The 22,171-nt window shown below is 73.8% G+C and carries 11 protein-coding genes; 9 read left to right on the top strand and 2 right to left on the bottom strand.

The window, feature by feature from the left end; translation table 11 throughout:
* The first annotated feature begins 98 nt into the window (after positions 1-98).
* The gene (locus ACIQWR_RS38105) at positions 99-2,162 is read left to right on the top strand and encodes a discoidin domain-containing protein (protein WP_404019684.1); all 2,064 of its coding nucleotides are present in this window, start codon (positions 99-101) and stop codon (positions 2,160-2,162) included.
* Positions 2,163-2,238: 76 nt separating this feature from the next.
* Complete coding sequence (locus ACIQWR_RS38100) at positions 2,239-2,835, top strand: TetR/AcrR family transcriptional regulator (RefSeq protein WP_404019681.1); 597 nt, start codon at positions 2,239-2,241, stop codon at positions 2,833-2,835.
* Positions 2,836-2,889: 54 nt separating this feature from the next.
* On the opposite strand, the gene ACIQWR_RS38095 is transcribed toward ACIQWR_RS38100, so the two are convergent.
* The gene (locus tag ACIQWR_RS38095) at positions 2,890-3,849 is read right to left on the bottom strand and encodes a LysR family transcriptional regulator (RefSeq protein ID WP_404019678.1); all 960 of its coding nucleotides are present in this window, start codon (positions 3,847-3,849) and stop codon (positions 2,890-2,892) included.
* A 269-nt stretch (positions 3,850-4,118) separates the two neighbouring features.
* Between ACIQWR_RS38095 and ACIQWR_RS38090 the strand changes: the two genes are divergently transcribed.
* Complete coding sequence (locus ACIQWR_RS38090; RefSeq protein WP_404019745.1) at positions 4,119-7,604, top strand: M28 family peptidase; 3,486 nt, start codon at positions 4,119-4,121, stop codon at positions 7,602-7,604.
* Positions 7,605-7,753: 149 nt separating this feature from the next.
* Here the strand turns inward: ACIQWR_RS38090 and ACIQWR_RS38085 are convergent, their stop codons facing one another.
* Positions 7,754-7,978, bottom strand: coding sequence for an MbtH family protein (locus tag ACIQWR_RS38085; protein ID WP_404019675.1), 225 nt, complete (start codon positions 7,976-7,978; stop codon positions 7,754-7,756).
* Positions 7,979-8,195: 217 nt separating this feature from the next.
* On the opposite strand from ACIQWR_RS38085, the gene ACIQWR_RS38080 reads away from it, so the two are divergent.
* The 6 genes from ACIQWR_RS38080 to ACIQWR_RS38055 all read left to right on the top strand — a co-directional run bounded on the left by ACIQWR_RS38080 (position 8,196) and on the right by ACIQWR_RS38055 (position 22,154).
* Positions 8,196-10,538 carry a lantibiotic dehydratase gene (locus ACIQWR_RS38080; protein ID WP_404019673.1) on the top strand — a complete coding sequence of 781 codons (2,343 nt, stop codon included), beginning with the start codon at positions 8,196-8,198 and terminating at the stop codon, positions 10,536-10,538.
* Positions 10,538-12,043 (top strand): amino acid adenylation domain-containing protein, encoded by a 1,506-nt coding sequence (locus tag ACIQWR_RS38075; protein WP_404019670.1) that lies wholly within the window; start codon positions 10,538-10,540, stop codon positions 12,041-12,043. The genes ACIQWR_RS38080 and ACIQWR_RS38075 overlap by 1 nt, the downstream gene beginning before the upstream one ends.
* Positions 12,040-13,014, top strand: coding sequence for a threonine/serine dehydratase (locus ACIQWR_RS38070; RefSeq protein ID WP_404019667.1), 975 nt, complete (start codon positions 12,040-12,042; stop codon positions 13,012-13,014). Before ACIQWR_RS38075 ends, ACIQWR_RS38070 begins: the two co-directional genes overlap by 4 nt.
* A complete protein-coding gene (locus tag ACIQWR_RS38065; protein WP_404019665.1) occupies positions 13,011-13,274 on the top strand; it encodes an acyl carrier protein in 264 nt (87 codons plus the stop codon). Before ACIQWR_RS38070 ends, ACIQWR_RS38065 begins: the two co-directional genes overlap by 4 nt.
* Before the next feature lie 10 nt (positions 13,275-13,284).
* Entirely contained in the window at positions 13,285-15,666 is a 2,382-nt protein-coding gene (locus tag ACIQWR_RS38060; RefSeq protein ID WP_404019663.1) for a lantibiotic dehydratase, read from the top strand.
* Between the two features lie 206 nt (positions 15,667-15,872).
* The gene (locus ACIQWR_RS38055; protein WP_404019660.1) at positions 15,873-22,154 is read left to right on the top strand and encodes an amino acid adenylation domain-containing protein; all 6,282 of its coding nucleotides are present in this window, start codon (positions 15,873-15,875) and stop codon (positions 22,152-22,154) included.
* Positions 22,155-22,171: the final 17 nt, after the last annotated feature.

The raw sequence follows: 22,171 nt of genomic DNA, 5'->3' as shown, positions 1-22,171 counted from the left end.
GGACCCTCGTCGCATTGTTTGCGCGGAACATGACAACAGGCGCCGCGCACCCCGCCCGCCGACCGAAGACCACCGGCCGCCGACCGAAGACGTGAGTGATGACCTTGACTCGACAACCGCACGCCCGGCGCAGGCCGGCCCTGGTCCTGTCGTTACTGATCGCCCTGCTGGCGATGGCGCTGAGCCCGGCCTCCAGCGCCGCCGCCGACCCCGGCTGGTGGAACCCGACCGCGCGGCCCGCGCCGGACTCCGGGATCAACGTCACCGGCGAGCCCTTCAAGGGCACCGACGCCCAGGGCAACGTCCGCGGCTTCGTCGACGCCCACGACCACATCATGGCCAACGAGGGCTTCGGCGGCCGGCTCATCTGCGGCAAGGCCTTCTCCGACCTGGGCGTGGCCGACGCGCTCAAGGACTGTCCGGAGCACTACCCGGACGGTTCCCTCGCGATCTTCGACTACATCACCAAGGGCGGCGACGGCAAGCACGACCCGGTGGGCTGGCCGACCTTCAAGGACTGGCCCGCCCACGACTCGCTCACCCACCAGCAGAACTACTACGCCTGGGTCGAGCGCGCCTGGCGCGGCGGCCAGCGGGTGCTCGTCAACGACCTGGTCACCAACGGCGTGATCTGCTCGGTCTACTTCTTCAAGGACCGCAGCTGCGACGAGATGACCGCCATCCGCCTGGAGGCGCAGAAGACCTACGACATGCAGGCGTACATCGACAAGATGTACGGCGGCCCGGGCAAGGGCTGGTTCCGCATCGTCACCGACTCCGCCCAGGCCCGCGACGTCGTCGCGCAGGGCAAGCTGGCCGTCGTGCTGGGGGTCGAGACCTCCGAGCCCTTCGGCTGCAAGCAGATCCTGGACATCTCGCAGTGCAGCAAGGCCGACATCGACAAGGGGCTGGACGAGCTGCACGCGCTCGGCGTCCGCAGCATGTTCCTGTGCCACAAGTTCGACAACGCCCTGTGCGGGGTCCGCTTCGACCAGGGCGCGCTCGGCACCGCGATCAACGTGGGCCAGTTCCTGTCGACGGGCACCTTCTGGCAGACCGAGAAGTGCACCGGGCCGCAGCACGACAACCCGATCGGGCTGGCCCCCGCGGTCAACGCGCAGAAGGAGCTGCCGGCCGGCGTGGCGGTGCCCTCCTACGCCGCCGACGCGCAGTGCAACTCCCGCGGGCTGACCGATCTGGGCGAGTACGCCGTGCGCGGCATGATGAAGCGCAAGATGATGCTGGAGGTGGACCACATGGGCGTCAAGGCCGCGGGCCGGGCCTTCGACATCCTGGAGTCCGCCTCGTACCCGGGCGTCATCTCCTCGCACAGTTGGATGGACAGCGACTGGACCGAGCGGCTCTACAAGCTCGGCGGGTTCGCCGCCCAGTACATGAGCGGGTCCGAGGGATTCAGCGCCGAGGCCAAGGGCAAGGACGCGCTGCGCGACAAGTACCAGGTCGGGCTCGGCTACGGCACCGACATGAACGGGGTCGGCGGCTGGCCCGCCCCGCGCGGTGCGGGCGCGGCGAACCCGGTGACGTACCCCTACCGCAGCGTCGACGGCGGCTCGGTCATCGACAAGCTGACCAGCGGCCAGCGCACCTGGGACTTCAACACCGACGGCGGCGCGCACTACGGCATGGTCCCGGACTGGGTGGAGGACATCCGGCACGTCGGCGGCCAGGACGTGGTGGACGACCTCTTCCGGGGCGCCGAGTCCTACCTGCGCACCTGGGGCGCCTCCGAGCGGCACCGGGCGGGGGTCAACCTCGCCTCCGGGGCGGCCGCCTCGGCCAGTTCGTCGGAGTGGAACCCCTTCTACAGCTACGCGCCCGGCCAGGCCGTGGACGGCAGCACCGGCACCCGCTGGGCCAGCGACTGGAGCGACGACCAGTGGCTCCAGATCGACCTCGGCTCCGCGAGCCTGGTCAAGCGGGTCACGCTGGACTGGGAGCGCGCCTACGGCAGGGCCTACCGGATCGAGGTCTCCACGGACGGCTCGACCTGGCAGACCGCGTGGTCCACGACCACGGGTGACGGGGGCCTGGACACCGCCCTGTTCAACGGGGTCTCCGCCCGCTACGTCCGCGTCCACGGGGTGGGACGCGGCACCCAATGGGGTTACTCCCTGCACGAAGTCGGCGTATACAGCAGCTGACGCGATCACGTGGACGCCCGCTCCCGGCACGCCGGGGGCGGGCGTCCCCCGTGGCACCCGAACGAAGGAGACCGCCATGGCACGGATGCCGCTGGCCGAGCGGCGCCGGCAGCTGACCGCGGCCGCCATCCGCGCGATGACCCGCGACGGGGTCTCCCGGACGACCACCCGGTCCATCGCCGCCGAGGCGGGCGTGTCGCTGAGCGTCTTCCACTACTGCTTCGACTCCAAGCAGGCCCTGCTCGAAGCCGTCCTCACCACCATCAGCGACGACTACATCACCGTCGTGCGCGAGGCGATCCGGCCGCGCGCCACCCTCCACGAGACCGTCCGGGCCGGCTTCCGGGCCTACTGGGACCACGTGGCGGCCCACCCGGGCGAGCACATGCTCACCTACGAGCTCACCCAGTACGCGCTGCGCGAGCCCGGCTTCGAGCACCTGGCCCGGCGGCAGTACGCCTTGTACTGCGACACCTACGCCCAGCTCCTCGACGAGCTGGGCCAGCGGATCGACTTCGAACTCCTCGTGCCCGTACCGGTGTTGGCGCGCTACCTGGCCGCCATGACGGACGGGGTGACCTTGAACTTCCTCGTCCTGGGCGACGCGGCCGCCGCGGCCGACATCCTCGACATGATCACCGATCACGTCGCCGGGCTGATCCGCGAGCGCTGACCGCCGGACGCGGGGCCGCCGCTCACAGGGCTGCCGGGCGCGGGGCCGCCGCTCTCACCCCAGTACGGGGTGCACCTCCGGGTGCGCGTCCCACCAGGCCCGGTGGAAGGGGTTGTTGTCCACATTGGCCAGGTACGCCCCCGCCGCCGCCCGGTAGAAGAGCTCCGCCTGGAGGCCGGAGACCGCCGCGCGGTTCCAGGCGAGCCGGATGCGGCCCACGACCGGCTCTCCGACCAGGGGGCGCATCACCGTCCCCGGCACGGCCGGGGCGGTGGGCTGGCACAGCGAGACCGCGCGGCCCGCCGCGATCAGGTCGTACTGCATCATGCGGTCGGTGATCCGGTAGCGCAGCAGGGGCGTGAACCCGGCCTTCTCGCACGCCTCGACCAGGGCCTCGGGCCCGCCGTCGTCGTCCTCGACCAGGGTCATCCAGGGGTCGTCGGCCAGGTCGGCCAGGTCCACGCCGGCCCGCCCGGCCAGCGGGTGCCGGTCGGACATCCGGATGCAGAAGGGCTCCCTGGGGACCAGGGTGCGGCCCGACACGCCACTGGGCAGCGGGACCTCGTGCTCGTTGACCTCGCCGTACACGATGACGTCGTAGCGGCCCGCGCCGAGCATCCGCACCAGCGCGGTCACCGAGTCCTCCAGGTCGACGGTGATCTCCCGCCCGTACAGGTCCAGGTCGGTGCGGGCGAGCAGGCCGTCGAGCAGGACGAGCATGATGCAGCCGAGGCGCAGCGGACTGTGCCCGGCGATCGCGCGCGCCTCGGCGCCGAGCGCGTCCATCTCGTGCAGCACCCGACGGGCCTTGGCCAGGACGAAGTGGCCCAGCGCCGTGGGCTCCACGCCGTGTCGGCCGCGGACGAAGAGGTCACCGCCGGTGACCCCCTCGATCCGCCGGAGCTGGGCGGAGAGCGCGGGCTGGGACACGCCGAGGAGCCGGGCCGCGCCGCCCAGGCTGCCGGCTTCGGCTATCTGACAGACGGTGTGCAGGTGCCTCAACTCGAGCTGCATTGCGGCAGCTTACGCAGCGTGACGCGACCCGCACCATAACGCGGGTCTTATGCGTGCAGGGATGTCCCAATCTCGCCATGCCCACGCCCATACTCGGCGGCGGACCGCCCGCCTGCGCACATCCCCGGCACAGCCCACGCACAGGTACTGCACAGCCTTTGCCACGGCTGCGCACAGGCCCTGGACAGGCGGCTCCCCGCCAAGAACCCCCCACACACGATCGGAGTGGACTCTTGCAGCCCACCAGATGGATGGCGACCGTGGCAGCGATGGCGCTGACCACGAGTCTCGCCGGAGCGCTGGCCGGTACCGCATCGGCCGCGCAGCAATCGACACGGCAAGTCCAGCCCCCACAGGCGAAGTCGGCGGCCCGCGCGGTCGCCGCCGCCGACGCGGCCGTCAAGAGCGGCCTCGACTCCCTGGTCAACTCACCCCAGCAGCAGTACGACCGGCGAATGGTCACGCCGTGGGTGCAGGACCTGTACTCCGTGGCCTACGAGCGCACCTACCGCGGTCTGCCCGTGGTCGGCGGCGACGCGGTGGTCCTCGCCGACGGCGAGGGCAAGGTCCGCGCCGTCCAGTCGGCGTCCGCCACCGCGATCGACGTGGCGACGACCCCCACCGTCACGGCGAAGGCCGCCGAGGCCACCTCCCGCAAGGAGCTGGTCGCCACCGACAAGGTCCTCGACGGTCGGCTCGTGGTCCGGCTCAAGGACGACCGGCCGGTGCTGGCCTGGGAGACCGTCCTGTCCGGACGGACGGCGACCGCGCCGAGCAAGCTGCACGTCTTCGTCGACGCCCGCACCGGCAAGGTGGTCGACCGTTACGACGAGGTGGTGGCCGGCAGCGGCACCAGCAAGTGGAACGGCCCGAACCCGCTGACCATCGACACCACCGCGTCCGGGGGCACGTACTCCCTGCGCGACCCGAACCGCACCGGGCTGAGCTGCGCCGACTACAGCAGCGGCAGCGTCTTCTCCAAGTCGTCGGACTCCTGGGGCACCGGGAACGCGACGTCGAAGGAGACCGGCTGTACGGACCTCATGTTCGCCGCCCAGAAGCAGTGGGACATGCTGGGCTCCTGGCTCGGCCGCAACGGGGTCAGCGGCAACGGCCGCAGCTTCCCGGGCAAGGTGGGCCTGTCCGACCTGAACGCCTACTGGGACGGCAGCTCGGTCACCATCGGGCACAACAGCGCCAACGAGTGGATCGCCGGCGTCGACGTGGTGGCCCACGAGTACGGGCACGCCATCGACACCAACACCCCCGGCGGCACCAGCGGCCAGGAGGCCGGGCTGGGCGAGGGCACCGGCGACATCTTCGGCGCGCTGACCGAGGCGTACATCAACGAGCCGTCGCCGTACGACGTCCCGGACTACACCGTCGGCGAGATGATCAACCTCCAGGGCCGCGGGCCGATCCGGAACATGTACAACCCACCGGCGGTCAACAACGACCCGGCCTGCTACAGCTCTTCCATACCCGGCACCGAGGTGCACGCGGCGGCCGGCCCGCTGAACCACTGGTTCTACCTGCTGGCCGAGGGCACCAGCCCCGGCGGCGGCAAGCCCAACAGCAGCACCTGCAACAGCACCACGCTCACGGGCGTCGGCGTGCAGAGCGCCGGCAAGATCTTCTACGGCGGCATGCTGCTCAAGACCAGCAGCATGAGCTACAAGAAGTACCGCACGGCCACGCTGAGCGCGGCCAAGTCCCTGGACCCGAGCACCTGCAACCTCTTCAACCGGACCAAGGCCGCCTGGGACGCGATCAGCGTCCCCGCGCAGAGCGGTGACACGACCTGCGTCCCGAGCGGTCAGAACGACGACTTCTCGATGGCCCTCAACCCCGCCTCCGGCACCGTCCAGCAGGGCGCCTCGCTCACCACCAACGTGGCCACGAGCACCACGACCGGATCCGCCCAGCAGGTCACCCTCACCGCGACCGGGCTGCCGGCCGGGGTGAGCGCCTCCTTCAACCCGGCCACCGTGCAGTCCGGCCAGTCCTCGGTGCTGACCCTCAGCGCCTCCTCCTCCGCGGCGCCGGGTTCCTCCACCGTCACGGTCAAGGGCCAGGGACCGGGCCTCTCGCACACCGTCGACTACGCGCTGACCGTCGGCGGCACCACACCGCCCGATCCCGGCCAGCCGAACATCGACGTCGCCAACGTCCAGGCGCACCTGACCCAGCTGAACCAGATCGCCTCCCAGAACGGCGGCAACCGCCGCGCCGGTAGCGGCGGTTACACCGCGTCGGTCGCCTACATCAAGGGCAAGCTCCAGGCCGCCGGCTTCACCGTCAGCGAGCAGAGCTGCACCTCCTGCACCTACCCGTCGAACAACCTGATCGCCGACTGGCCGGGCGGACCCGCCGACCAGACCGTGATGTTCGGCTCGCACCTGGACAGCGTCTCCGCGGGCCCGGGCATCAACGACAACGGCTCCGGCTCCGCAACCCTGCTGGAGAACGCGCTCGTCCTGGCCCAGCGGAACCCGACCATGACCAAGCACGTGCGCTTCGCCTGGTGGACCGACGAGGAACAGGGCCTCAACGGCTCCAAGTTCTACGTGAACCAGCTCAGCAGCACCCAGAAGTCGGCCATCAAGGGCTACTACAACTTCGACATGGTCGGCTCCACCAACGGCGGCTACTTCATCAACAACCTCAACTCCGCCACCTCGGCGCCGATGAAGGCGTACTGGACCTCGCTGAACCTCGCCCCCGAGGAGAACGTCGAGGGCCAGGGCCGCAGTGACGACTACTCCTTCCAGCAGGCGGGCATCCCGACCTCCGGCTACGCGGCCGGCGCCAGCGCCCGCAAGACCTCGGCCCAGGCCACGAAGTGGGGCGGCACCGCGAACGCCGCCTACGACTCCTGCTACCACAGCTCCTGCGACACCACGAACAACATCAGCGCCACGGTCCTGGACCGCAGCGCCGACGGCGTCGCCTACACCATCTGGAAGCAGGCCGTCGGCGGCGACACCCCGGCGCAGGACTTCTCGCTGAGCACCTCGCCCGCGGCCGGCAGCGCGAACCCCGGCGGCAGCGTCAGCTCCACCGTGAACACCACCACCGTGAGCGGCAGCCCGCAGACCCTGAACCTGACGGTCACCGGCGCGCCCCCGGGCGTCACCGCCACGCTCAACCCGACCTCCGTGCAGTCCGGCAGCTCCTCGACCCTGTCCGTCCAGGTCGGCGCGAGCACCACGCCGGGCCCCTACACCCTGACCGTCACCGGCACCGGCACCACCAGCCACGCCACCACCTACACCCTGACCGTCGGGGGCGGCGGCGGCACCTGCACCCCGCGCCAGGTCGTCGCCAACGGCGGCTTCGAGAGCGGTAGCGCCCCCTGGACCTCCACCTCGGGCGTCATCACCAACCAGGCGGGCGAAGCCCCGCACGGCGGCGCCTACATGGCGTGGCTGAACGGCTGGGGCAGCCCGCGCACCGACAGCGCGGCGCAGTCCCTGACCCTGCCGACGGGCTGCTCGACCGGCCGGCTCTCCTTCTACCTGCACATCGACACGAACGAGACCGAGAACGTCGTCTACGACACCTTCAAGGTGTCGGTGGGCGGCCAGACCCTGGAGACGCTGTCCAACGTGAACGCGACGTCGGGCTACGTCCTGAAGACCTACGACGTCTCGCAGTTCGCGGGCCAGACGGTCACCCTCCAGTTCCAGGGGGTCGAGGACCAGTCACTCCAGACCTCCTTCGTGGTGGACGACGTCACCCTCCAGGTGAGCTGACGCCCGCCGATCCACCCGCACGCCCCCGCACCGGGGACCGCACGGAACAGGCGCCTGGCCGGGACTTTCCCGGTCAGGCGCCGTCGTGTGTGTGCGTCCGCGCGTACAGGTGCGCGGTCGGGCGCGGGTGCGCGTGCTCCCGCCCCCGCTCAGGCGGTGGCCGCGGCCGCGGCCGCCTCGGCCATCCGGCGGCGCAGGCTCAGCGGCCGCATGTCGGTCCACACCACGTCGATGTGGTCCAGGCACTCCTGCTTCGTCCCGGACGCGCCCTCGGCCCGCCAGCCCTGCGGCAGCTCGCGGTCCAGCCGCCAGACGGAGTACTGCTCTTCCTCGTTGCGCACGACCTGGTAGCCGCTCTCACCGCTGGCACTCATCGCTTGGGCCCTCCCGCGTTCGATCGCCTCGACGCGCCCAGCCTGCCCCGGAACCGCGGGCCGCCATAGAGACAAACGCGCAGAAGCGGCGGTGTCCGGTGCTGCCCGTCCTTCCCTGGTGGCCCGCTCCCCGCGGCGGCAGGGTTCGAGGGAGCCAGGGTGACGCCGAAGACGGTACCCGGCGCGGAGTCAGTACCGCCTGGAAGGAGCCTCCGCCATGACGGACGTCCCGGAACACGTGCACCTGCCCACGGGTGGCTGGCGCTTGTGGGAACATTTCGCCCTGCGCGGCCCCGGCTTCCCCGCCGAAGGGGTGCTGCGCATGGCGCCTCCCGGGCTGGCCGTGGCAGCCGACAAGTTCGGGCCGCGGGACCTGCTGGCCGGGTCCGAATGGGAGGCCTTCACCGAGACCTTCGACACGGGCGCCGTGCGCACCGCCGAGCTGCTCCAGGAGATCGCCGCCGCCCCGCGCTTCCGCGCCGCGGTGGCCTGGCAGAACCGGACCGTGCTGCGCACGGGCATCGCGCCGTTCCTGAACTGGACGCCGACCGCCGCCTCCCGCACCAGCATGCCCCGCCAGCGCGAGGAGCTCGTCGCGCACTACTGGCAGCGGTTCTGCGTCAAGAACGACACCATCGGCTTCTTCGGCCCCGTCGGCTGGGGCCGCTGGGACCTCGCGAGCCACGGCATCGCCGTCGACCCGGGTACGGGTCTGCTCGCCGACTCCCAGGTGTACTTCGCCAGTTGGGCCATCGACGCGCTCGCCAAGACGCTGGGCGCGGACCCGGCGATGAAGGCGTGGATCCCGCCGCGCCGGGTGTCCTTCGTCCGCGCCGAGGGCCGGACCGTGCGGCTGCCCGGCCGTCCGCCGCAGCCCATCACCGACGCCGCGCGGGCCGTACTCGACCTGTGCGACGGGACGCGGCCGCTGGCCGCGATCGCCGGGGCCGCCGGGATCACCGAGGCGGAGGCGTCCGACACCGTCGCCTGGCTCCAGTCCAAGCGGTGGGTGCACTGGCGCCTGGAGGTGCCGAGCAGCACCTATCCCGAGCGGGAGCTGCGGGCCATCCTGGAGCGCGTCGGCGACCGGGCGCTGCGGGAGTCCGCCCTGGAGCGGCTGGACGTGCTGGAGCGCGGCCGGGACGCGGTCCAGGCGGCCGGCCTGGACGCCGAGGCGCTGGGCGAGGCGATGGGCGCGCTGGAGGCGGACTTCGCGCGGTTGACCGACACCGACGGCCAGCGGGCCAAGGGGGCGCGGACCGCGCCCTGCCGCGGGCTGGTCTACTCCGACTGCCGGCGCTCGGCGACGGCCACGCTGGGCACCGCGTTGCTCGACGAACTGACGCCGCTGGCGCAGTGCCTGACCTCCGCGCGCTGGATGACGAACCGGTTCACCGAGCGGGTGGGCGTACGGCTGCGCGAGGTGTACGAGCGGCTGCACGCGAGCGGTCCGGTGGACCTGGGCGCGATGTGGCTGGCCTGTCTGCCGTCGCCGTACGCCGAGGCGAACGCCGATCTGGACGTGATCCAGGCGGAGATGCGGGCGAAGTGGGCCCGCATCCTGGAGGTGCCCGAGGGGGCGCGCAGCGTGCGGGCGTCCTCGGCGGACATCGCCGAGCGGGTGCGGGCCGAGTTCGAGGAGCCGGGTGCGGGCTGGTCGCTGGCCCGCTACTTCAGCCCCGACGTGCTGGTCCTCGCCGAGGACGCGGCGGCGGTGGGGCGCGGTGACTTCGCGCTCGTGCTGGGCGAGATGCACAGTGCGCTCAACACGATGGGCGCCTCGCTCTTCGTCCACCAGCACCCCGACCGGGCGCAGTTGATCGCGGAGACCACGCGGGACTTCCCCGAGCCCCGACTGCTCCCGATGCTCCCCAAGGAGCTGCCGCTGAAGTGGTCCACGCGCAGCCGGCCCTCGCTGGACCGGCCGCAGGACTACTACGTCTCGCTGGTCGACGACACGGGCGACCCGCACCGGCCGCGCACGGTGCTCAGCGCGGACGTCGCGGTGGAGGACCGGGAGGGGACCTTGACGGCGGTGCTGCCGGACGGGACCGCCTTCCCCCTGCTCGACGTCTACGCGAACACCCTGACCCAGCGGATCATGGACCGGTTCACGATCCGTCCCGAGGGGGACCACACCCCGCGGATCACCATCGACAAGATGATCGTGGCCCGCGAGACGTGGACCTTCGCGGCCGGCGAACTGACCTTCGCTGACGAGAAGTCGGAGGCCAGGCGGTACGTCCGGGCGCGCCACTGGCAGCGGGAACACGACCTGCCGCGCTTCGTTTTCGTGGTCTCCCCCACCGAACCCCGGCCGTTCTACGTCGACTTCGAGAGCCCGGTGTACCTGACCATCCTGGCCAAGGCCGCGCGCAGGCTCGCCCGCAAGGACCCGGAGGCCCGGCTGAAGGTCAGCGAGATGCTGCCGACGCCGGAGCAGGCCTGGTTGACCGACGACCAGGGCAACGCCTTCACCTCGGAGCTGCGCTTCGTCGCCGTCGACCAGAGCGCACTGGACCGGAGCGCCGTGCCCGCCGCGGCGGACGGGGACGCGTGATGCGCACCTTCGTCGACGACATCGCGGCGCACGCGGCCCACCACCCGGGCCGGGTCGCGGTCACCACCCCGGACGGGGAGCTGACGTACGCGGAGCTGGCCGCCCGGATCGAGGCGCTGGCCGCGGTGCTGCGCTTCCGGGGCGCCGGCCCCGAGGTGGTGTGCGCGGTGGCGGTGGAGCGCGGGGTGGACGCCGTGGTCGCGATGGCGGCCGTGGTGCGCTCCGGCGCCGCCTTCCTGGGCCTGGACCCGGAGCAGCCCGCGCCGCGGCTGGCGGCGCTGGTGCGCAGCGGCGGCGCCGGGATGCTGCTGTCCCGGTCGGACCTGGCGGCGCGCCTGGACCTGCCGATCGCGGGGGCGCCCGTCCTGCTGGACCGGCCGGGTCCGGTCGGGGCGGGCGACGGCCCGGCCGGGGCGGAGCCGCAGGAGCGCGGCCTCGCCTACGTCAGTCACACCTCCGGGACCACCGGGGAGCCGAGCGCGGTGCTGGTCGAGCACAGGGGTCTCGATTCGTACCTGCGCTTCGTCGTCCGCGACTACGGTCTCGGGCCGGACACGGTCGCCCTCCAGGTCGCGCCGCTGGGCTACGACGCCTCCGTGCGGGACACCTTCGCGCCACTGCTGGCGGGCGGGCGCCTCGTCGTCGTACCGCGCTCGGCGCTGCTGCGGCCGCAGGAGTTCGGGGAGGTGGTGCGCTCCGAAGGGGTGACCGCGCTGCTGAGCGTGACCCCGTCCTTCCTGTCCTTCCTGGCCGGTCAGCCGGACGCGGCCGCCCTGCTGGCCGGACTGCGGCTGGTGGTCTCCAGCGGGGAGTCGCTGCGGCCGTTCCTGGCCGCGGGCGGCCGGGCGCTGGTCCCGGGCGCGCTGGTCAACCAGTACGGGCCCACCGAGTGCACGATGACCTCGACCCGGTACGCGGTGCCGGCCGATCCCGACACCGCGGCCGACCTGATCGGGACCCCGATCGACGGGGTCGTGGTCCGGCTGCTGGACGCGGCGCTCGCGCCGGTGCCCGAGGGCTCCGTCGGGGAGGTGTACATCGGCGGGACCGGGGTGGCCCGGGGCTACCGCGGGCGGCCCGCCCGGACCGCCGAGTGCTTCGTGCCGGACCCGCTGGGGCCGCCGGGCGCCCGGCTCTACCGGACCGGCGACCTGGCCCGCGGCGGCCCCGGGGGGTTGGCCTACCTGGGGCGCGGCGACCGGCAGGTGAAGATCCGGGGCTACCGCGTGGACCCGGCCGAGGTGGAGGGCGCGCTGCTGGCCCACGCCGCGGTGACGGGCGCCGTGGTCACCTCCGACACCGACGCGCAGGGGCGGGTGTTCCTGATCGCGCACGTCACCGGGGACGCCGCTGTTCCCGACACCGCCTTGCGGGCGCACCTGGGGACCACCCTGCCGCCGCACCTGATGCCGCGCCGGTTCGTCCGGCTGGCCGAACTACCCACCACCCGCGGGGGCAAGGCCGACCGGCGTGCCCTGGCCGAAAGCGGAGGCACCCGGTCATGAGCGTGACGACCATCGACACCCTGGGCCCGGCGGACGTGGACGCGGCCGTCGAACGCCTGGCGGGACACGTGCGGCGCACCCCGCTGCTGCCGGGGCTGGGCGCCGCGGGGCGGCCGCGCTCGGAATGCGCGCTGCTGCTGAAGGCCGAACACCTCCAGCACAGCGGCTCGTTCAAGGTGCGCGGGGCCGCCAACGCCGTCCTGGCGCTCGGCGCGGACCGGATCGTCACCGGGTCCTCCGGGAACCACGGGATCGCGCTGGCCCGGCTCGCGGCCCCGCTCGGGGTCGAGGTCACCGTGGTGATGGCGGCCGGGGCCAGCCCGGCCAAGGCCGCGCTGATCCGGGCGCTGGGCGGGCGGATCGTGTCCGTGCCGGGCGGGGTCGCCGAGCGGGACCAGCGGGCCCTGGAGCTGGCCCGGGAGGGCGGCGCGGTCTTCGTGCCCTCCTCGGACCACGAGCTCGTGATCGCCGGGCAGGGCACGGTCGGGGCGGAGATCCTGGCCGAGGTGCCCGACGTCGAGACCGTCTACGTGCCGACCGGCGGGGGCGGGCTGCTCGCCGGGGTCTGCCTCGCCGCCCACGGGCACCGGGTCCGGGTGGTGGGCGTGGAGCCCGCCGCGACGCCCCGGTACGCCCGTTCGCTGGCGGCGGGCCGGCCCGTCCGGCTGGCGCCGAGCGAGACCGTCGCCGACGGGCTGCGCGCGCAGCAGCCGGGCGCGGTGACCTTCCCCGTCATCCGGGACCGGGTCGACGACCTCGTCGCCGTGTCCGACGCCGAGATCCTGGCCGCCGCCGTCTTCCTGCGCCGGCGCGGGGTCGAGGCGGAACCCAGCGGAGCCGTCGCCCTGGCCGGGGCGCTGCGCGCGGGCCGCGGCGCCGGGCGCGCCGTCGCCATCGTCTCGGGCGGCAACACCACCGCGGCGCTCACCGCCGCCGCGGCCACCGAACCGTATCTGGAGGAGATCTCATGACCACGTCCCTGAACCCGACCCTGACCGGTGCCGCGCTGACGGAGCTGGTGCTCGACATCTACCGCGACACCCTGGGCGAGGCCGGCCTCGACGAGGACAGCGACTTCTACGAGTGGGGCGGGGACTCGCTGACCGCGTTCCGCATCACCGCGCGGATCGAGGAGGCGGTCGGCGTCGAGGTGCCGGTCGCGCTGGTCTTCGCCTACCCCTCCCCCGCCGACCTGGCGTCCGTCGTCGACGCCGACCTCGTCCAGGCGTGAGGGGCAGACCATGAGCGAGACGTACCTGCCGGGCGGCCGCTGGCGGCTGTGGGAGCAGTTCGCGCTGCGCGGGCCGGGCTTCCCGGCCCGGGGCGTGCTGCGGCTGGCCCCGGCCGGGCTGGCCGCGGCGGCCGACAAGTTCCCCGAGGGCGAGCAGCTGGCCGGGGAGGGCTGGAGCGAGTTCGGCGCGCTGTTCGCCGAAGCCGCGGTGGACAACGCGCTGGCCCTGCAGGACATCGCCCGGCTGCCCGCCTTCCGGGAGGCCGTGGCCTGGCAGAACCGGCCGGTGCTGAACTCCGGGATCGCGCCGTTCCTGAACTGGACGCCGACCGCCGCTTCCCGCACCAGCATGCCCCGCCAGCGCGAGGAGCTCGTCGCGCACTACTGGCAGCGGTTCTGCGTCAAGAACGACACCATCGGCTTCTTCGGCCCCGTCGGCTGGGGCCGCTGGGACCTGGAGGACGCGGGCCCGGACGGCATCGCCGTCGATCCCGGGACCGGCCTGATCGCCGACTCCCAGGTGTACTTCGCCAGTTGGGCCGTCGACGCGCTCGCGGCGACGATCGGGGCCGACCCCGGGCTGCGCCAGTGGGTGGCTCCGCGCCGGGTGCCCTTCGTCCGCCTCGCGGACGTCGAGGGCGCCACGGGCGCCGAGGTGCTGGTCCCCGGTCGCCCGCCGCAGCTCGCCGGGGACGGCGCCGCGGCCGTGCTGGCCCTGTGCGACGGCGTGCGCAGCGCGCGGGAGATCGCGGCCGCGCTGCCCGGTGTGGACGTCGCGACCGAGCTGGCGGGCCTGGTGACCCGCAGGTGGGTGGTGTGGAAGCTGGAGGTGCCCGCCGACGCGCGCCCCGAGCGGTTCCTGCGCTCCTGGCTGGAGCGGATGGGTGACGAGGCGGCGCGCGGGCGCGCCCTGGCCGCGCTGGACGTGCTGGAGCGCGGCCGGGAGGCGGTGGCGGCCGCCACGGGCCCCGAGGCCCTGGTCGAGGCGATGACCGCCCTGGAGGGCGAGTTCGTCGCGCTGACCGAGACCGCGGCCGTCCGCGAGAAGTCGGCCGGTACGGCGCCGTGCCGGGCCCTGGTGTACTCCGACTGCCGCCGTTCGGCGAGCGCCCGGCTGGGCCGGGTCGTGCACGAGGCCCTCGCCCCGCTGGAGCCGCTGCTCACCAGTGCGGGCTGGCTCACCGCCCGGCTGGCCGAGGCCGTGATGGACCGGGCGACGCCGGTGTACGAGCGCCTCGCGGAGCGGGGGCCGGTGGACCTGGCCGCCTTCTGGTTCGCCTGCATGCCGATCCTGCACGGGGCGGCGCGCACCGAGACGCGGGAGCTGCAACGGGAGTTCCGGGAGCGTTGGGCGGCGATCCTCTCGCCGCCGCCGGACGCCCGCCGGGTCCGGCTGACGCTGGCCGACATCGCGGGGCCGGTGGCCGAGCGGTTCGGGGCGGGCGCCGACCCGGTCGGGGGCGGCCGGGCGGGCGGTGTGCAGGGCGGCTGGACGGCCGCCCGCTATCTGAGCCCCGACATCATGATCGCGGCGACGGACACGGACGCGGTGGCCCGCGGCGAGTTCGAACTCGTCCTGGGTGAGCTGCACTTGGCCGCCAACACGCTGGGTTCCTCGCTCTTCGTCCACCAGCACCCCGATGCCGGGGAGCTGCTCGCGCTCACCGACCGCGACCACCCCGGCCCCCGGCTGATGCCCCTGCTGCCCAAGGAGCACCGCTCGCGCCTGTCGGTGCGCACCCGGCACGCCCTGGTGCGGCCCGAGGACTACCAGGTCGCGCTGGTCGACTTCACCGCCGATCCGGCCCGGGCGCGTTCGGTCCTGAGCGCCGACGTCACGGTGACCCGCGCCGAGGACGGCGAGCTGCGGGTGGTGCTGCCCGACGGCGCCGAATTCGCGGCGGTGGACGTGTTCGCGCACGTCCTGACCACACTGGCGATGGACCTGTTCCAGATCCTGCCGGAGGACGCGGAGCACGCGCCGCGGGTGACCGTCGACCGGCTGGTGGTGGCCCGGGAGACCTGGCGGCTGCCCCAGGACGGGATCGACTTCGCGGACGAGAAGGACGAGGCCCGCCGCTTCGTGCGCGCTCGCCAGTGGCGCGAACGGCACGGTCTGCCGCGCTTCGTGTTCGTGGTCCTGCCCACCGAGACCCGGCCGTTCTACGTCGACTTCGACAGCCCGGTGTACCTCAACATCCTGGCCAAGGCGCTGCGCCGGCTGGCCCGCAACGACCCGGACGGCCGCGCCGTGATCACCGAGATGCTGCCCAGCCCCGAGCAGGCGTGGCTGATCGACGACCAGGGCGCCGCCTACACCTCGGAGCTGCGCTTCGTGGCGGTCGACGAGGGCGGCGCGCCCCACGTCCCGGGCGGGAGCGACACCCCCTGAGCCGCGTGGTCCCGGCCGGACTCCCCCGTGTCCGACCCGGGACCACGCACCCCCGCGGCGGCGGCCCGCCCGAGCGCGAACGCGTGCGGGCGGCGCCGCCGTTGCGCTTTCTACCCCCACGGCTGCGTGCGGGGCTGCTTCTTCTTCCCTACTGACCGGCCTTCCCAGACAGCAGTGTTGTGGAAAACACCGCTTGGAGGCCCGCAGTGAAGGCATCGTTCGCGCAGCGCAGGCTGTGGTTCCTCGACCAGCTCACCCGAGGTTCCACCGACTCCTTGCTCCCCCTGGCCCTGCGGATCCGAGGCGCCCTCGACGTCCCCGCGCTGGAACGGGCGTTGACGGGGGTCGTCGCGCGGCACGAGGTGCTGCGCACCCGCTTCACCGCGGTGGACGGGGAGCCCGTCCCGCGGGTGGACCCGGCCCCGGCGATCACCCTGGAGCCGACCGACGCCGCCGACGCCGCCGAGGTCTTCGAGCGGGAGCTGTCCCGTCCCCTGGACCTGGCCACGGAGCACCCGGTGCGGGCCACCCTCGCCCGGCTCGGTCCGCGGGAGCACCTGCTGCTCGTCGTGGTCCACCACATCGCGGTCGACGGCTGGTCCTGGGACGTGCTGCTGCGCGAACTGGACGCCGGTTACCGCGGACAGGCCGTGGCGGCGCCCGCCCTCCAGTACACCGACGTCGCCGACGCCGAGGCCGAGCGGCTCGCCGGACCGCGCATGGAGCGGCTGCTGGGGTACTGGCGCGAGCGGCTGGCCGGGGCGAGCCCGCTGGCGCTGCCCACCGACCGGCCGCGGCCCGCGTTCTGGGACGGCTCGGGGGACGTGGTCCGCTTCGAGCTGCCGGCCGCGCTGGTCGCCGAGGTCGACCGGGTGGCCCGCGAGCACCGCGCGACCCGCTACATGCTGCTGCTCTCCGTCTACCAGGCCCTGCTGGGCCGGTACTCGGGCCGCCGGGACATCGCGGTGTGCACCACCCTCGCCGACCGCGGCCGGCCCGGGGTCTCCGAGCTGATCGGCCCCTTCGTGAACACCATCGTGCTGCGCACCGACCTGTCGGGGGACCCGACGTTCGCTGAGCTGCTGGCGCGGGTGCGGACCGGGGCGCTGAAGGACTTCTCGTACGCCGAAGCCCCCTTCGACCGCGTGGTCGGCGAGGTGGTCACCGAACGCGACCTGTCCCGGCACCCGCTCGCGCAGGCCTCCTTCACCCTCCTCAACAACGCCCCCGCCCCGGCGCGCCTGGGCGACCTGGACGTCGCCCTCCTCCCCACGCCGCTCGGCGGCACCGGGCTCGACGTCTTCCTGGACCTCAGCCTGCGCGCCAACGGCGATGTCGCGGCCATGCTCCAGTACTCCACCACCCTGTTCGACGACGCGACGATGGAACGGTTCGCCGAGGGGTACGTCGCCCTGGTGCGCGCGGTGGTGGCCGCGCCCACGGCCACGGTCGAGGCGCTCGCCCGGCAGCTGGAACCGCTGCCCGGCGGGGAGGCCCGGCGCCTGGTGGCGCTGGCGGGCGGCCCGGGAGCCGGGGCCACCGTTCCCGCGCCCCCGTTCGCCGTGTCCGGAGCCCCGCAGGCGCCGGCCCTGGTCTGCGGCGCGGAGTCCCTGAGCTACGGCGCGCTGGACGCGCTGACCGGTGACCTGGCCGCGGCCCTGACCGGGGCGGGGGTCCGGCCCGGCACCCCGGTCGGGGTGTGCATGCGGCGCGGCAACGCGTCCGTGGCCGCGATGGTCGCTGTCTGGCGCGCGGGCGGCGTGTTCGTGCCGATGGATCGCCAACTGCCGTCCGAGCGGCTGCGGTTCATGACCGAGGAGGCGGGGGTGCGGTGCGTGCTGACCGATGCCGCCACCGGGCCGACGGCGCGGGAGCTCGGCGCGCCGGTGCTGGTCGTGGAGGACGTGCGGCCCGGGTCGGGCGCGGACGGCGCGGCGCCCCGGCACGCACCGGATCCGCGGGAGCTGGCGTACGTCATCTTCACCTCGGGCTCCACCGGCCGCCCCAAGGCGGTCGGCGTGGAGCACGGGGCGATGGCCGCCCATGTCGCCGCGGCGCGGGCGGAGTTCGGGATCACCGCGGCCGACCGGGTGCTCGCCTTCTCCTCCTTCTCCTTCGACGCCTCCCTGGACCAGCTGCTGACGGCGCTCGGCTGCGGGGCGACCCTGATCGTCCGGCCCGACGAGCAGTGGCTGCCCGACCGGGTGCCCGCGATCGTCGAGCGGCACGGGATCACCGTCGTGAACCTGCCGCCGACCTACTGGACCGAGCTCGCCTTCTCCCTCACCGACGCCTCGGCCGCGGCACTGGCCCCCCTGCGCCTGCTGATCCTGGGCGGGGAGTCCGTCCCGGCGGGTGCGCTGGCCGCCTGGCGGGCCCGGGTGCCGGGGGTACGGGTGGTCAACGCCTACGGCCCGACCGAGACCACCGTCACCGCGACCGTCCACGACATCGCGGGCCCGGCGACGGGCGAGGCGGCGGCGGCCCGGGTGCCGATCGGCCGCCCGCTGGGCGGGCGCCGGGCGTACGTCGTGGACGCGCGGGACGAGCTGGTCCCCGAGGGGGTCGCGGGCGAGCTGCTGATCGGCGGACCGGAGCTGGCCCGCGGCTACCTCGGCCGGCCCGGTCTCACCGCGCGCGCGTTCGTGCCCGACGCCTTCGCCGGGGACGGCGGGCGGCTCTACCGCACGGGCGACCTGGTGCGCCGACTGGCCACCGGGGAGCTGGAGTTCCTCGGTCGGACCGACGACCAGGTCAAGATCCGCGGCTTCCGCATCGAGCTCGGCGAGGTCGAGGCCGTCCTGCTGGAGTGCCCGGGGGTGGTGGCGGCAGCGGTGGCCACCGGCCCGGACGCCCAGGGCGGTACGGCGCTGGCGGGCTACGTGGTGGGCGCCGACGGCCCGGTCCCGGCCCCCGTCCTGCGCGCCTTCTGCGCCGAGCGGTTGCCGCACTACGCGGTGCCCGCGGACTTCGTGTCCCTCGACGCGCTCCCGGTGAACGCCTCCGGCAAGCTCGACCGTGCTGCGCTGCCGGCCCTGCGCCCGGACCGCGACCGGGAGGCGAGCGGCGCCGAGTTCATCGCCCCGCGCAACGAGAGCGAGCGGGTCGTCGCCGGGATCTGGGCCGAGGTGCTGGGCGTGGACCGGGTCGGCATCGACGACGGCTTCTTCGACCTGGGCGGGCACTCGCTGTTGGCCACCATGGCGGTCTCGCGGATCGCCGAGCGGCTCGGCCGCGAGGTGGAACTGCGCACCCTGTTCGAGAACCCCAGCATCCGCTCCTTCGGGCCGCTGGTGGCGGCGGCCCGGCAGGCGGGGGCGACCGCGGTGGTCCCGGTGGACCGCTCCGGGCCGCTGCCGCAGTCCTTCGCCCAGGAGCGCATGTGGTTCCTGGACCGGATGTCGGAGGCCGGTGACGCGTACGTGCTGTGGTTCTCCTGGCGGATGCGCGGCGGCCTGGACCGGGCGGCCTGGCAGGGCGCCCTGGACGAGGTGCTCTCCCGGCACGAGGCACTGCGCACGACGCTGACCGAGCGGGACGGGCGACCCGTGCAGCAGGTGGTGGAGGGGGTCGGCGTACCGCTGGAGTGGCGCGCGGCCGCGCCCGGCGAGGAGTCCGTACGGCTCGGGGAGGTGCGCGAGCAGGCCTTCGCCTTCGCGACCCGGCGGTTCGCGCTGGAGCACCCGCCGCTGCTGCGGGCCGGGGTGTGGGAGCTGGGGCCCGAGGACCACGTGGCGGTGCTCTCCTTCCACCACGCGGCCACCGACGGCTGGTCCAAGGACATCATCATCGGCGAGCTGTCGGCCTGCTACCGGGCCCGACTGGCCGGGGAGCCGGCGGCGCTGGAGCCGGTCCCGGTGCAGTACGGGGACTACTCCGTCTGGCAGCGCGACCGGCTGAGCGGCGAGGTGCTGGAGCGGCAGCTGGACTACTGGGAGCGCCACCTCGCCGGGGTGCCCGCGCTGGAGCTGGCGACGGACCGGCCGCGTCCGGCGCTCTGGTCGGGCCGGGGCGGCGCCGTCGAGGTGGACCTGCCCGCGGAGCTGGCGGCCGGGCTGGGCGAGCTGACCCGCCGGTTCGGGGTGAGCCGGTTCATGGTGCTGCTGGCGGTGACCCAGGTCGTGTTGGCCCGCTGGTCGGGGCAGCGGGACCTGGCGGTGGGCACCCCGGTGGCGGGTCGCGGCCAGGTGGAGCTGGAGCGGCTGGTGGGGCTGCTGGTGAACACGGTGGTGCTGCGGGCCGACCTGTCGGGCGAACCGACCTTCGAGGAGTTCCTGGGTCGGGTCCGGGAGTCGGTGCTCGGGGCCTTCGACCACCAGGAGGTGCCCTTCGAGCGGCTGGTGGAGCAGCTGCGTCCGGAGCGGGACCCCTCGCGCAATCCGCTCTTCCAGGTGATGTTCGACGTACAGGAGAGCGCCACCGGCGGGCCGCGGGTCGCGGGGCTGGAGGTGGAGCACTTCGTCCTGCCCTGGCGCTCGGCGAAGTTCGACCTGACGGCCACCTTCCTGCTCTATCCGGACCGGTTCGCGCTGAACGTGGAGTACGCGAGCGACCTCTTCGACCCCGGGACGGTGACCCGGTTCGCCGGGCACGTGGGCCGGGTGCTGGCCGCGGTCGTGGCCGACCCGGGGCGGCCCGTCGGGCGCCTGGAGCTCCTGTCGGCCGCCGAGCGCGCCGAGCTCACCGCAGGGGCCGCTGGTTCGCCGACGGTCGCCACCGCGCCGCCCTTCGCGGTGCGGGGCGAGGCCGGTGCGGTGGCGCTGGTGTGCGGGCAGGACAGCGTGCGCTACGGCGAGCTGGACGCGCTGACCGGCGGCCTGGCCCGGGCGCTGGCCGCGGCCGGGGCGGCCCCGCACACGCCGATCGGGGTGTGCCTGCGCCGGAGCACCTGGTCGGTGACGGCGATGGCCGCGATCTGGCGGGCGGGCGGGGCGTACGTACCGCTGGACCCGCACCTGCCCGAGGAGCGGCTGCGCTTCATGGTGGAACAGGCCGGGGTCGGGTACGTCGTGACGGACGGCCCGACCGCCGACCTGGCCGCGGCGCTGGGGCGCCCGGTGCTCCGCGTGGAGGACGTGCGGCCCGATCCCGACGCGCCCCGGCACGTACCCGACCCGCGCGAACTGGCCTTCGTCATCTTCACGTCCGGCTCCACCGGCCGCCCCAAGGCGGTCGGCGTGGAGCACCACGCGCTGGCCGCGCACGCCCGCGCCGCCGGCGAGCGGTTCGGCGTGAGCGCCGAGGACCGGGTGCTGAACTTCGCCTCCCACTCCTTCGACGCCTCCCTCGAACAGATCCTGCCCGCACTCGCCGCCGGGGGCACGGTGGTGATCCGGCCGGACGAGGTGTGGACGGTGGAGGAACTCGCCGAGCAGGTCCGGGCGGAGGGAGTGACCGTCATGGAGGTCACCCCTTCCTACTGGGAGGAGATCGCCGCCCGCCTCGATGCGGTGGCCGGCGACCTCAAGAGCCTGCGGCTGGTGGTGACCGGCGGGGAGGCGCTGCCCTCGGCCCCGCTGGAACGGTGGTTCGCCCACCTGCCCGACGTGCCCGTCGAGAACACCTACGGCCCCACCGAATCCGTCATCTCGGCCACGTCCCACCTGGTCACCGAGCCGGTCGCGGGCCGGGTGCCGATCGGCCGGGCCTGGGGCGAGCGGCGGCTCTACGTCGTCGACGCGCACGACGAGCTCGTCCCGGTCGGCGTGCCGGGCGAACTCCTGATCGGCGGCGCCGAACTGGCCCGCGGCTACCTCGGACAGAGCGCACTGACCGCCCGGCGCTTCGTCCCCGACCCGTACGGCGCCGCCGGCGGCAGGCTCTACCGCACCGGTGACCTGGTGCGCCGACTGCCGGACGGGGAGCTGGAGTTCCTCGGCCGGACCGACCACCAGGTCAAGATCCGCGGCTTCCGCATCGAACCCGGTGAGATCGAGGCCGTCCTCGAACAGTACGAGGGCGTGCGCGGGGCCGCCGTCCTGGTCCGAGAAATGCGCGGGGACCGCGCCCTCGTCGGCTACGTGGCCGGAGCGGGCCTCGGAGTCGAGGAGTTGACCGCCTGGTGCCGCACCCGGCTGCCCGGCTACATGGTCCCGGCCGCCTTCGTGGTCCTCGACTCCCTGCCCCTGACCGTGCAGGGCAAGACCGACACCGCGGCGCTGCCCGACCCCGAACTCCCCGCGCCCGCCGCCTCCGTGGCCCCGCGGACCCCCACCGAAGAGGTGACGGCCCAGATCTGGGCCGAGGTGCTGGACCTGCCCGCCATCGGGGTCCACGAGGACTTCTTCGCCCTCGGCGGGCACTCGCTGCGCGCCGTGGCGGTGGCCTCCCGGCTCCGCACCGCCTTCGACTGCCCGGTCCAGGTCCGTGACCTGTTCGAGCACCCGACGGTCGAACTGCTCGCCGCACTGGTGGAGCAGCGGCTGTTCGAGGAGATCGCCGGGATGAGCGACGACGAGATCGACCTGTCCCTGACGGCTGACTTCTGAGACGAGATAGGACCGCA

The organism is Streptomyces sp. NPDC098789, from assembly GCF_044759975.1.
In the GTDB taxonomy this organism is placed as follows: Bacteria; Actinomycetota; Actinomycetes; order Streptomycetales; family Streptomycetaceae; genus Streptomyces.
The sequence above is the reverse complement of the archived record's forward strand: the minus strand, read 5'-3'. Positions and strand labels throughout refer to the sequence as shown.

Bases quoted from the DNA above. Each gene is read 5' to 3' on its own strand.
- ACIQWR_RS38080 (WP_404019673.1), top strand. From the start codon at position 8,196: ATGACGGACGTCCCGGAACACGTGCACCTGCCCACGGGTGGCTGGCGC.
- ACIQWR_RS38105 (WP_404019684.1), top strand. From the start codon at position 99: ATGACCTTGACTCGACAACCGCACGCCCGGCGCAGGCCGGCCCTGGTC.
- ACIQWR_RS38100 (WP_404019681.1), top strand. From the start codon at position 2,239: ATGGCACGGATGCCGCTGGCCGAGCGGCGCCGGCAGCTGACCGCGGCC.
- ACIQWR_RS38070 (WP_404019667.1), top strand. From the start codon at position 12,040: ATGAGCGTGACGACCATCGACACCCTGGGCCCGGCGGACGTGGACGCG.
- ACIQWR_RS38075 (WP_404019670.1), top strand. From the start codon at position 10,538: ATGCGCACCTTCGTCGACGACATCGCGGCGCACGCGGCCCACCACCCG.
- ACIQWR_RS38095 (WP_404019678.1), bottom strand. From the start codon at position 3,849: ATGCAGCTCGAGTTGAGGCACCTGCACACCGTCTGTCAGATAGCCGAA.
- ACIQWR_RS38085 (WP_404019675.1), bottom strand. From the start codon at position 7,978: ATGAGTGCCAGCGGTGAGAGCGGCTACCAGGTCGTGCGCAACGAGGAA.
- ACIQWR_RS38090 (WP_404019745.1), top strand. From the start codon at position 4,119: ATGGCGCTGACCACGAGTCTCGCCGGAGCGCTGGCCGGTACCGCATCG.
- ACIQWR_RS38060 (WP_404019663.1), top strand. From the start codon at position 13,285: ATGAGCGAGACGTACCTGCCGGGCGGCCGCTGGCGGCTGTGGGAGCAG.
- ACIQWR_RS38065 (WP_404019665.1), top strand. From the start codon at position 13,011: ATGACCACGTCCCTGAACCCGACCCTGACCGGTGCCGCGCTGACGGAG.